Below are 12,604 nucleotides of genomic sequence, written 5' to 3'. Positions count from 1 at the left end.
GGTAGGAAACCACGCGTGGCTCCGCCGGGGAGTGTGACGTACTGCAGGTGCGTCGTGGGACCACGACCCGGCGTATGTGACCGGTTCGCAGGGGACAGCAGCCCGGTCACCCCATATGCGGCCGATCCCGGGGACGCCCGGGTCGGCCGCATCGGATACGCATCCGGGCGGAGGCCCGCTCCCTCCTCCGCCGCCCTCCGCTCTCTGCTTCTCAGCTGTGGCGCGCGGCCCGCCGCCGTGCCGCCGTGAACAGCACCAGGCCCGCCGCCAGCGCCGCGGCCGCCGTGCCCGAGGCGATCAGGGCCACCGAGCCCGTCGAGGCGAGGCCGCCTCCGCCGCCGGAGCCCCCGGCCGTGCCCGCCGAGGAGCCGCCGGAGCTGCTGGAGCCGGCGGTGCCGGACGGGCTCTCCTCCGGGTCCGGGGCCGCGGTCGGCGGGGTGGACGGCTCGCCGGAACCGCCGTCGCCGCCCTCCGTCGCACCGCCGGAGTCGGAACCGTCGCCGTCGCCCTCACCGTTCAGGATCAGGTAGGCCGTGTTGTTGGCCGGCTTCGGGTCGAACGGGAGCTTCGGGTTCTTGAGGAAGGTGTTGCGTACGGTCACCGCGCCGCTCGCGCCGACGATGGCCTTGTCGACCCGCAGCTCGAAGCGCAGGTCGAGGCCGCCCCCGTCCCGCACGGACATCGAGGTGTTGCAGAAGTAGCGCGGCGCGGGGGTGCTCTGGTTATCGCGGTACTCACCGTCGGCCGTGACCGCGCGGCAGCTTTCCGGCTTCGTCGCGACCGAGGCGCCCTGGGGGACGGTGAAGTCGACGGTGGCGACGTCCTCGCCGGAGCGGATGTGGCCGATCCACGCCGGGCCCTCGTTGCGGAAGCCGAGGTCGGCCGTGACGAAGGAGCCCTCGGACCCGGCCACCTGGTCGCCGTACGCCACGAAGTCGGCCGTGTTCTCCGTACGGAAGTCGGCCTCCTGCTGGTTGTCGTACGGGTCGAGGTCGGCGCTCCGGGCCGCGGCGCCCTTCTTCGCCGGGACCGCCTTCAGCACGCCGCCGGTGCCCCGCTCGAAGGGGGCGCCCGCACGCAGGGCGGTGCGCTGGGCGGCGCTGTTCTCGTGGATGCCGTAGAGGAAGGTGTCGTAGTAGGCGCGCTCGGTGGCCTCCAGCGTCAGCGGGGTCGCCAGCGTGTACGTCGCGCCCGCCTCGAAGGCCCCTTCGACGGAGCAGAGCGCCGTGGTCCAGCCGAACTCGGGCAGGTCCGGGTCGTCCACGGTGTACTCGCAGTTGGAGTAGCGCTGCGGGATGTCCAGGCCGCGTGAGTACCGCAGGGTGAGCAGGACGCCGTCGGCGTCCCGGGTGCCGCGGTTGGCGAAGGTGATCGGGGCCTGCTGCTTCGCCCCCGGGGTCAGCTCCGTCTTGAACGGCAGCCGCTCCATCACCAGGTCGGGGCCGCCGACCGTGAGCCGGGTGGTGAACGGCGTGAAGGTGGCGCCGTCCGCCTGGCCGGTCACCTTGATCGTGCCGGTGTCGCCGTTCTCGCTGCCCTGGGCGGCGGTGACGACGAAGTCGGCGGCCGACGGGGAGCCGGGCCAGATGCCCCAGTCCTCGCAGACGGCCTTGGTGCCGGTGATCCTGCAGTCCGGGCTCGCCTCGCCGTCGATCTTCACGTCGGCGACGCCCGCGATGCCACTGAGGTCGAAGGTGAGGGTGAAGTCGCCGTCGAAGCCGCCGTTCTCCTCGTCCTCGGACGGGTTGTACAGCGTGATCCCGACCTTGGAGGACTTCGGCTTGCCGCTCGCCGGGTACGGGTGCAGGGCCGTCTCGGCCGGGCCGCCGAACGTGAACACCGGCGTGTCCGCGGCCTGTGCCGGGACGGCCGCCCCGGCGAGCGAGGCCGCGGCCAGCAGGCCTGCGGCGGCGAACGAACCGGCTGCGCGGTGCAGCACGGTTCTCGGGGTGGAACGTGTCATCGGGGACCTCAGGGACTCGGCGGGAGCTGTGGGGCTGCTGTGACGGATGTCGCGGTACGGGTTGGACCGCACAGCTCCCCGAACAGTTGCCCTCCCCAAGATCACGGATTGGGTACGGGGTTGTTCCCGACGCCCTTCACGTCCGCCCCGGCCTCCGCCGTGTCCTTCGGCGGCACCACGGGGATCCCCAGGAACGGCAGCTTCAGCGCGCCGAACGCCTCCTTGGGCACGGCGGGCGTGCGCGGTGCGACCGGGGCGAGCCGCTCGTAGGCCGCGTCCTGCTCCGGGCGCGCGTCCGCCTCGCCCTTGTTGGGCCACAGCGACATCGCGCGCTCGGCCTGGGCGGTGATGGTCAGCGAGGGGTTGACGCCGAGGTTGGCGGAGACGGCGGAGCCGTCGACGACGCTGATGCCGGGGTGGCCGTAGAGGCGGTGGTACGGGTCGATGACGCCTTCCTCGGCGCTCGCGCCGATCGGGCAGCCGCCGAGGAAGTGGGCGGTGAGCGGGGTGCCCATCAGTTCGCCGACGTTGGACCCGGCGAAGCCGTTGATCTCCTCGGCGAGCAGGCTGGCGCCGAGGGTCGCCTCAGGGATCTGCGTCGGGTTGGGGGCGCCGTGGCCCTGGCGGGCGGTGAGCAGGCCCTTCCCGACGCCGCCCGGTTTGCGGTACGTGGTCAGGGAGTTGTCGAGCGACTGCATGACCAGGCCGATGATGGTGCGCTCGGACCAGCGGCGGTTGGAGAGCGAACGGGCGGCGAGAGTGGGGTGCTTGATCATGTTGGTGATCCAGCCGCGCACCCGGTGGGCCCCGTAGGGGACCTGGAGGACCGTCAGCGCGCCCATGGCGTTGGAGCCCCGGCCGTAGCGGACGGGCTCGATGTGGGTGTTGTCGTCGGGGTGGATCGACGAGGTGATCGCGACGCCCCGGGTGAAGTCGGCCTTGGCGGTGCCGTGCTTCTTCCGGTAGCGGCGGTCGCTGGTCTGGGCGCCCACCAGACCCTCGGAGTTGGTCCGGGTCAGCTCGCCGAGCTTCGCGGAGAGCCGGGGCAGCAGCCCCCGGTCCTTCATGGTGTGCAGCAGGGTCTGGGTGCCGTACGTCCCGGCGGCGATGACGACCTTGCGGGCGCGCAGCTTCGTGGGCTTCGCGCGGCGGCGGCGGTCGGTGGGGACGGTCAGGACCCGGTGGCCGCCCTCGGGGTCCTCGGTGACGGCGACGACGGAGGTCATCGGGTGGATGACCGCTCCGGCCTGCTCGGCGAGGTAGAGGTAGTTCTCGTTGAGGGTGTTCTTCGCGCCGTGGCGGCAGCCCGTCATGCACTCGCCGCACTCGGTGCAGGCCTTGCGGTCGGGGCCCGCGCCGCCGAAGTACGGGTCGGCGACGGTGGCGCCGGCCTTGGCCCGCGCGGTGCCGTCGGCGTCCTTGCCGTCGCCGAAGAAGACGCCGACCGGGGTCATGTGGAAGGTGTCGCCGACGCCCATGGTCTGGGCGACGGCCTTGAGGTGGATGTCGGACGGGGTCATCGTCGGGTTGAGACGGACCCCGAGCATCCGGCGGGCCTGGTCGTAGTACGGCTTCAGCTCGTCCTGCCAGTCGGTGATCGAGGCCCACTGGCGGTCCTCGAAGAACGGGGCGGGCGGCACGTACAGGGTGTTGGCGTAGTTCAGCGACCCTCCGCCGACTCCGGCCCCGGCGAGCACCATGACGTTGCCGAGGAGGTGGATGCGCTGGAGGCCGAAGAGGCCGAGGGCCGGGGCCCAGAGGTAGTTCTTCAGGTCCCAGGAGGTCTTGGGGAGCGTGCCGGGGGTGAAGCGGCGGCCCGCCTCCAGGACGCCGACGCGGTAGCCCTTCTCGGTGAGGCGGAGCGCCGACACCGCGCCCCCGAAGCCCGAGCCGACGATCAGGACGTCGTAGTCGTACGCGGCGTCGTCCTCGGCCGGGACATGGCTCACGGCCTGTTTCTGGGCAGGGCTGTCCTGGGACATGGCACTCCTCGGAACGGAATCGGTACGAAAAGGGCGGAAGCCGCTACGGCGTCGGCATCGGCGGCTCAGCGCAGCCGGAACGCCTTCATCACCTTGAGGCTGCTCGTCATGAACGCGGCGTACTTCTCGTCGTCCATCCCGAAGGCGGGCGCGAGCGGAATCAGCCGCTGCTGGGCGACGGTCTGGGCCTCCGTGTACTTGAGGATGCCCTCGGAGCCGTGCCGCCGGCCGAGGCCGGAGTCCTTCATGCCGCCCATCGGGGACTGGACGCTGCCGTAGGCGGGGGCGTACCCCTCGTTGATGTTGACGGTGCCGGTGCGCAGCCGGGCGGCGACCTCGTGGCCCCGCCGGGAGTCGGTGGTCCAGACGCTGGAGTTGAGGCCGTACGGGGTGGCGTTGGCCAGCGCGATCACCTCGTCCTCGTCGCTGAAGCGGTAGATCGCGACGACCGGGCCGAAGGTCTCCTCGCCGCAGACGGCCATGGGGGCCTCCACGCCGTCGAGGATGGTCGGCTCGTAGAACAGCGGGCCGATGTCGGGGCGGGCGACGCCGCCGGCGACGAGGGTCGCGCCCTTCTCGACGGCCTCGTCGACATGGCGCGCGACGGTCTCCAGCTGGCGTTCGCCGACGAGGGAGCCCATGTCGGCCCCGTACGCGAGGGAGCTGCCGAGCCGCATGGCCTTGGTGCGGGTGGCGAAGCGCTGCACGAAGTCGTCGGCGATCGACTCGTGGACGTACAGCCGCTCGATGGAGATGCAGAGCTGTCCGGCGGAGGAGAAGCAGGCGCGGACGGCTCCGGCGGCGGCCTTCTCGACGTCGGCGTCCTTCAGGACGAGCATCGCGTTCTTGCCGCCGAGCTCCAGGGAGACGCCGACCAGGCGGGAGGCGGCGCCGACGGCGACCTCGCGGCCGGTGCGGGTGGAGCCGGTGAAGGAGACGTAGTCGGCGCGGCTGACGACCTCGGGGCCGACGACCTGGCCCTCGCCGAGGACGACCTGGAAGACCTCGGCGGGCAGCCCGGCCTCGATCAGCAGGTCGCGGGCCCACAGGGCGGTGAGCGCGGTCTCGGTGTCGGGCTTCATCACGACGGCGTTGCCGGAGACGAACGCGGGCAGCGCGTCGCCCACGGAGAGTTCGAGCGGGTAGTTCCAGGGGGCGATCTGGCCGACGACACCGCGCGGCTGGCGCAGTTCGGTGACCTTGGTGAGGGTCGGGACGACGCCGGTGTGGCGGCGGGGCTTGAGGTAGGAGGCGGCCTTGCGCCCGTAGTGGCGGGCGGCGACGGCGACGGCCTGCACCTCCTCGTGGGCGTGCAGGCGGGCCTTGCCGGTCTCCAGCTGGATGAGGTCGAGGACCTCGGACTGGCGGCTCAGGACGAGGTCGTGGAAGCGCAGCAGGACGGCGGCGCGCTGCCGTACGGGGACGGCGGCCCAGACGGGCTGGGCGGCGCGGGCCCGGTCGAAGGCGGTGGCCACGTCCTCGGGGGTGGACTCGGGCAGGTCGGCCAGCTTCTCCCCGGTGAAGGGGGTGTGGTTGGCCGTTCGGCCCGACCCGACGACCCCGCGGATCAGCTGGGCGATCACCTCGGGGGTGACCACGTCGGCGGCCGTGCGCACCCCGGCGGGGGCGACCGCCACGGGGTTCGTACCGAGAGGGGCGTCAGGGGCCTGCGAGTCCGTCATGGGGCCGAGAGTATGTCCAGCCGGAGCCTTTGGGTACCCGTCGGTAACAGTTTTTCACAGGACCCGCCACCCCTGCGCGGCACCGCCCTCGAACGAGCCAGTGATCGCTGGCGACATAACCGCTGATCAGTGGCGTTGCGGCCGACCGCCCGACGGCGGTCGGCCCGCGGCCCTCAGGAAGCGTGAATTTTCAGCCCCTCGGTCACCTCGGCGAAGATCGCGTCGCCGTCCTTCGCCGCCTCCCCCTTCGCGGGCGTCTTCACCCGCACATGCCAGTAGGGGTCGCTCTTCTTCTCGCCGGGGATCAGCAGCTCCCGGAAGCGCAGGCGCACCGGATCGTCGTCGGACGAGGCGTAGGGGATGTACTCGGTGGTCATCTCGGTCGCCTTGCGTCCCTGGTGGGTGGTGTCCTTGTACGTGACGGAGGCCTCCTCCATCTGGGTGCCGCTCGCCCCGCCCTTCTCGTAGTACGTCTTGCGGGCCGCCGGGTCGGCGCCCGGGTTGTCGTCCAGGGAGTCGGCGTCGCTCTTCGGGGCGCGGTGCCAGAAGTCGATCTCGAAGACGCCGCTGGGGTCCGCGTACCAGACCAGTTCGCCGTCGTCGTCCTGGACCCGCTTGTACTCCTCGGGCACCGCCACGTCCGCCGACAGGACCTCGTTCTCCGGCCGGATCTGCCAGTTCTCCGGCGGTCCGTCGCCCGCGAACGGGTTCAGCAGCACCAGCACGAGCGCGACCACCACCGCCAGCGCCCCGCCGCCGAGGGCGGACTGGGCGGCCCGGTTGCGGTGCAGCACCGGTGGCACCCACTTGCTGCCGCCGCCGCTGCCCGTGGCGAGCGCGCCGTACGGGGAGGTCGCCGGGGCCGGGGCGGCCAGTTGCTGGAGCGTCCGGCGGACCTCGGCGGCCGGCGGGCGCGCGGCGGGGTCCTTGCGGAGCAGCTGCATGACGAGCGTGCCGAACGCGCCGGTGCCCCGGGCGGGCGTCTGCGGTTCGGCGGACAGCACGGCCTGGAGGGTGGCCGGGGTGTGCGAACGGCGGTACGGGGACATCCCCTCGACCGCCGCGTACAGCACGACGCCCAGCGACCACAGGTCCGACTCCGGTCCGGGACGCTGTCCGAGGACCCGCTCCGGCGAGATGTACTCGGGTGAGCCGATGAACGCGCCGGTCTCGGTGAGCCGCTGCTCGCCCTCGATCTGCGCGATCCCGAAGTCGGTGAGGACGACCCGGTCGCCGGTGCCGAGCATGACGTTGTCCGGCTTGACGTCCCGGTGCAGGATGCCGATCGCGTGGGCGGCCGTCAGCGCGTCGAGGACCGCGAGGCCGATCCTGGCCGCCTCGCGGGGGTCGAGGGTGCCTTCCTGGAGGCGGTCGCCGAGCGACGGGCCGCGCACCAGCTCCATGACGATCCACGGCTTGCCGTCCTCGATCACCACGTCGTGGACGGTGACGACGGAGGGGTGGTCGATCCGGGCGGCGGCCCGCGCCTCGCGCTGCATGCGCTGGTGCACGGTGGTGTGTTCACGCTCGCCGAGATGGTCCGGTACGCGCGGCTCCTTGACGGCCACCTCGCGGTCGACGACCTCGTCACGGGCCCGCCACACCGTGCCCATCCCGCCGTGCCCGAGCCGCGCGATCAGCCGGTAGCGCCCGCCGATCAGCCGGTTCGCCGCCTGGTCCGGCGGGGTCGCCGGAGGGGCCGGGGAGGGGATGTGCGCCGGGGGCGCGGGGTGCGGTGCGCCGAAGCCGCCCGGAGCGTGCGGTGGCTGGAGTCCGTAGCTGGTGGGCTCGTCGGCCCGCCCCCCGTGATCTGTCATGCGCACCATCCTGGTTCACGTCCGGGGTCCGGCACCACCGGGGTCGGTCACCGGGTACGGAGCCGTGACCGTACAGCAACCCGCGCGGGGCACGGGCCCGTCGGGCCGCCCGCCTTCACTGCTGCGGCTGCGGGGCGCGCCAGCTGCGGAGCATGATGTCGAACTTCTCCCGGCTGGCCTCCCAGCCCTCCTGCGGGGCGGTCAGGTACAGCGCGTACTCGGGGCCGCCGGAGCCGCCGTAGTACATCTGGTCGATCCCGTGCCGGGGTCCCGCGTGGTCCTTGGTCTCGTTCCAGGTGAACTCCCAGAGGGCTCCCGGCCGGTCGCGGAAGGTGTTCTTCTCCATCCCGATCCGCTGGTAGCCCGGCAGCCGCGTGGAGAGCTGCTCCTCCATGTTCTCCATGTGCAGATACGGATGGTCGAAGTCCGGGTCGGGGTCGACGCTGATGCGTATCCGGTGGGCCCCGTCGTCCGGGGTGTAGTCGATCTGGCCCTCGTTCACCTGGCGCTCCCAGCCCTTGGGCACGACGAGGCTGAAGCCGGCCGGGTCGTCGACCCGGTGCCAGCCGTCGGGTACCTCCGAAGCGGGGCTGGTGGGCTCCGGGGTGCTCCCGGGCGCGGACGGCGTGCTTCCGGCGGCCGTACCGCCGCTCGCACCGGCCGGGGTGCCCGAGCCCTCCCCGTACTTCATCGCGATCAGCCCGGCCGCGCCGCCGAGGACGGCCGCGGCGACGACCACGACGAGTACGGTGCGCCACCGGGATCGGGCGCTCCGGGTCACCGGGGCGGAGGCGGGCCCGGGGTCCGGGGCGGCGTGGGCGGTCGGCGCGGTCGCGGCGGGGCCGTTCGGTGCGGAGGAGGCCGTGGTCGCTCCGGGCAGCCGGGCGGTGGCGCCGTCGGAGCCGGGCGGGCCGGCCGGGGTGTCGGAGCCGCTGCCGTCCCCGTAGCCGTAGCGGGACTCCTCGGGGAAGCGCTGGGTCGGCACATGCGCCTGGGCGGCCGGGGGTTCGCGGCCCTCCATGGCGTCCAGCAGCATCTGCTCGGTCTGCGCGGCCGTGGGCCGCTCGGCCGGGTCCTTGCGGAGCAGCGCGGTGATGACGGCCCCGAGCGGACCGGCGTTGACCGGGGCGGGCGGCTCCTCGGTGACGACGGCCTGCATGGTGGAGATCGGGGACGTCCGGCGGAACGGGGAGGTCCCCTCGACCGCCGTGTACAGGGTCGCCCCCAGCGACCAGAGGTCGGAGGCGGGTCCCGGGTCGCCGCCGCGTACCCGCTCGGGGGCCAGGTAGTCGATGGAGCCGACCAGTTCGCCGGTCCGGGTGATGGTGGAGTCGCCCTCGATCGCGGCGATCCCGAAGTCGGTCAGGAGCACCTGCCCGTCGCGGGCCAGCAGGACGTTGCCGGGCTTGACGTCCCGGTGGAGGACCCCGGCACCGTGGGCGGCGCGCAGGGCGCTCAGCACGTGCAGCCCGATCCGGGCCGCCTCGCGCGGGGCGACCTCGCCGCTCTCCTTCGCCTGGTCGGCGAGCGAGGGCCCGTCGACGTACTGCATGACGATCCAGGGGCGGTTGTCGTACTCGATCACGTCGTGGACGGTGACGACGCCGGGGTGCGTGATGCGCGCCGCCGCCCGGGCCTCCTTCTGCGTCCGGGCGTGCAGGACGAGCCGGTCGGCCTCGGCGACGTACAGCCCGGCGGTCAACTCCTTGACGGCGACCGTGCGGTGCAGCACCTCGTCGTGGGCGCGCCAGACCTTGCCCATGCCGCCCCGGCCGAGGACGTCGCCCAGCCGGTAGCGCCCCGCCAGCACCAGTCCCGCGTCCGTGCCCTGTGATCGATCCACGTGAAGTCCCCGCCCCGTTCCTCGGATGGCCAGATTACGGAGGCGGGGCGCGGCGGGGATACGGGGGATCGCCCACGAGACCGCACTGTGATGGTTGTCGGCACCGCACAACGCCCGTCGGGAGCCGGTGCCGATGACGTGGGGTCAGCCGGCGACCCGGTAGGAGGCGATGGCCTGCTCGTAGATCTCGGTGACCCTGTCCCGGTCGCTCTCGGGGCCGATGACCTGGATGACGTGGTACCGGCCGTCGACGATCATGGCGAGGTTGCGGACGAACACCTCGCGCCCGCCGCTCTCCTGCCAGGTGAACTGCCCCTCGGCCATGGCCTGCCGGCCGACGTCGACCCGGCGGAGTCCGGACGAGGAGGACCAGCTGGAGTCCCGGAACGGCTGGAGCTCGGGCTCCTTGTCCCGCTGGTAGTCCAGCGGATCGCTGCCGCCCGACTTCACGGTGTCCCTGCCGGGCACCACGAGCAGGGTGAACCCGTCGCTCCCGTAACGGATCTGACGGTTCGCGTTGGCCGGGCTGCGCTGCCAGTCCTTCGGTACGCCGACCTCGAAGCCCTCCGCGTCCTTGCGGAGCGTGTAGCCGGGGGCGAGGGCGGCGGCGGACCGGCTGGTCTGCGGCTGCTGGGAGCCGGGATCGGCGGAGCCGTCGGCGGATGCGGACGGCTCGGGCTCCCCCGAGGCGGCGGGCGGCGCGGCGGACCCGGTGGGCGCGGGCGCCCCGCTGTCCTGGCCCGGGTCCGTCTTCGGCATGAACATCACGGCGTACGCGATGGCGGCGGCCATCAGCAGGAGGATCAGGACGAGCAGCAGCCGGCCCAGCTTGCGCGGGGATCCCTCGCCCCGGCGCGGGGGTTCCCGCAGCACCCGGGGGCCCTTGGGGGCACGCGGCGCGCGGGCCGGGCGCTCGTCCTCCCAGGTCTCCACGGGCCTGCGCACGGAACGGTCGGGCGGCAGCAGCGACTCGTGGCGGTCGTGCTGCCTGCCGCCGCGCTGCTTCGGCGGCTGCTGACGCTTCCCCTGGCGGTGCCTGCCCGCGCCGGAGCCGCCGAACCGGCCCCGGCGCCGCCGGACCAGCTCGCCCCGGCGGCGTACGACGGGGAGCCGGGTGGCGTCGGGCGCCGGCAGCGGGACGACGTCGGCGCCCGCCTCCGGCTCCGGCGCGGAGCGCACCAGCGAGCGGAGCCAGCCGCGCAGCTCCTCGAAGTCCGGCCGCTCGGTGGGGTCCTGGCGCAGCAGCGACTCGACGACGGGCCGCAGCGGACCGCACTCCTCCGCGAAGGCGGGCGGCTCGCCGCACACCATCTGGACGAGCTCGGCGGCGTTCTCCTCGGGGTAGGGCGCGTGGCCCTGGACGGCGCGGTAGAGCAGCGCACCGAGCGCCCACAGGTCGGTGGACGGGCCGATCGGCGGCGCGAGCTGCCAGTTCTCGTGGACCGGGCCCGCCTGCTCGGGGGCCCAGCGCTCGGTGACGGCCCCGACGACGGCGATCCGTGCCTGGCGGGCGCGTTCGGCGGCGAGCGGGGTGGCGGGACCGCGGTAGACGGCCGGTTCGCCGCCGCCCGCGACGGCGTCCTCCCAGGCCCGGGTGGTGGTCCGCGCGGCCGGGAGCGGCGCGGTGCGGGCCGGCTCCCTCGCGGCGGAGCCCGGTACGCCGGACACGCCCGGCCGCCGGGAGTCGGCGCGCAGGGCGTCCGCGCCCGATCCGCCGGCGGGGACGGACCGCCCGGCGCCGGGCCCGTCGTCCCACGTCCCGGCGAGATGGACACGGCGGCCCGGCGGCCGGGGGCCCTCTTCGTCGTCCTCGTCGTCCTCGTCGTCGTAGGGGTCCTCACCGGGGCTGCCCCAGGGGGCGGTCAGCCGGGGGGTGCCGGGGGTGCCGGGGGTGCCGGTGCCGGGGGCTCCGGTGGCGGAGCCGGGCGCGCCGGGGGTGCCTGAGTCCGTGGCGTCACCGGCGGCTTCGGCTTCGGCGGTGCCTGCGGCTCCGGCGTCCGGGGCTGCTTCACGTCGGTCCTGCGGCTTCGTGAGGTCGGCCGGGGCGCGGTCGGCCTGCTGGCGGTCCTCGGTGACCCGGGCGGCGGCCCGGGCGCCCGCACGGTAGGCGGCGATCGCCCCGGCCCGGGCGGCCCGCAGCTGGGCGGCGCTCGCGGCGCCCGGCTCGGCGGGGGGCGGTACGGCGGTGTAGGGGACGGCGGGGGCGGCGGGACGCGGGACGATCTCCTGCCCGTCCGCCCGCTGCTCCGGGACGGGGTCGGCCTCGCGGGCCGGCGGCAGGTCGTACGGGGCGTACCCGTCGTCGTCCCGGCGCGGCGCGTACCCCTGCGGCAGCGGCGGAACGGGCAGCTCCCGGCCCTCGCGGCCGCCGTAATCGGCGTACTCGTTCGCGTAGTCCTGGACGTCAGCGTCCGCGTACTCCTGCTCCTGCTCCTGCTCCTGCTCCTGCTCCTGGACATCCGCGTCGGTCCTGGCCGCCGGGAGCGCATAGGCGCCGCCGAGCTCCCTCGGCGGGGCGGGATCGGGGGCCGGGATGCCGTACGTCGTCGGGCCGGACGCCGCCGGACCGGCCACCGGATCGGCGTCGGGCAGCGGTTCGGGGGCGTACCCGCATAGGGCCTCCTCGGCGGCGCCCGCCGCGAGGCCGGTGAGCATGACGCGGCCGTCGTCGCAGACCAGGACCGTGCGCACGGTGATGTTGCGGTGGGTCCAGCCGTGGGCGTGCAGCACCCGCAGGGCGGTGAGCACGTCGGAGCCGATCTCGGCGGCACGGTAGGGGGTGAGGGGGCGCTCGGCGAGGAGCGCGGCGAGCGGCCGGGCCGCGACGAGCTCGCTGACTATCCAGAGCGAATCCGCTTCGGCGAAGACGTCGAAGACCTGGTCGAGGCGGGGGTGGTCGGGCACCTGGGCGGCGGCCTGCGCGGCCTCGATCGCCCGTCGGACCGCGGGGTCCGTGCTGCGGCGGACCGCCCGCCCGCCGGCCCGCCCGGACATCGGGGGCCGCCCGTCGGCGTCGAGCACCTCGGCGTCGACGATCTCCGGCAACGGCACCTGGCGGACCAGGACTTCCTGGCCGCTGTAGGTGTCGAACGCCCGGGTCTCGGCCAGTTCGTACCCGTCGGACGGGGGCAGCGGAAGGCGGTAGCGGTCGGCAAGCACCCGACCCGCGTAGTCGTCCACGACGCCTCCCCAGAGCGCGCTGTTCCTCCGGCCATCAGAGCTGCACGATTCCGTCAGTTACGGTCGTCCGGCGGGCAATTGACCCGCCGTTCCGGCTGCGTACGGTCTCCGGCCTCTTACGATACGTGGCAACGCGC

Annotated in this window: 6 protein-coding genes; all 6 read right to left on the bottom strand. The window is 73.9% G+C overall.

What is annotated here, in order from left to right; genetic code table 11:
• Positions 1-211: 211 nt before the first annotated feature.
• Positions 212-1,963, bottom strand: coding sequence for a COG1361 family protein (locus WQO_RS21825; RefSeq protein ID WP_010058695.1), 1,752 nt, complete (start codon positions 1,961-1,963; stop codon positions 212-214).
• A gap of 101 nt (positions 1,964-2,064) precedes the next feature.
• A complete protein-coding gene (locus WQO_RS21820; RefSeq protein WP_010058696.1) occupies positions 2,065-3,945 on the bottom strand; it encodes a GMC oxidoreductase in 1,881 nt (626 codons plus the stop codon).
• Between the two features lie 65 nt (positions 3,946-4,010).
• Positions 4,011-5,627: a succinic semialdehyde dehydrogenase gene (locus tag WQO_RS21815; protein ID WP_010058697.1), complete on the bottom strand. Its 1,617-nt coding sequence runs from the start codon at positions 5,625-5,627 to the stop codon at positions 4,011-4,013.
• A 173-nt stretch (positions 5,628-5,800) separates the two neighbouring features.
• A complete protein-coding gene (locus tag WQO_RS21810; protein ID WP_010058698.1) occupies positions 5,801-7,444 on the bottom strand; it encodes a serine/threonine-protein kinase in 1,644 nt (547 codons plus the stop codon).
• Between the two features lie 115 nt (positions 7,445-7,559).
• Positions 7,560-9,287, bottom strand: coding sequence for a serine/threonine-protein kinase (locus WQO_RS21805; protein ID WP_029182111.1), 1,728 nt, complete (start codon positions 9,285-9,287; stop codon positions 7,560-7,562).
• 144 nt (positions 9,288-9,431) lie between these two features.
• A complete protein-coding gene (locus WQO_RS21800) occupies positions 9,432-12,467 on the bottom strand; it encodes a protein kinase (protein ID WP_058954061.1) in 3,036 nt (1,011 codons plus the stop codon).
• Positions 12,468-12,604 lie beyond the last annotated feature (137 nt).

The sequence above is a fragment of the Streptomyces globisporus C-1027 genome (genome assembly GCF_000261345.2).
GTDB classification, from domain to species: domain Bacteria; phylum Actinomycetota; class Actinomycetes; order Streptomycetales; family Streptomycetaceae; genus Streptomyces; species Streptomyces pakalii.
Note: the sequence above shows the minus strand (reverse complement) of the source record. Positions and strands in the feature narration are given on the sequence as shown.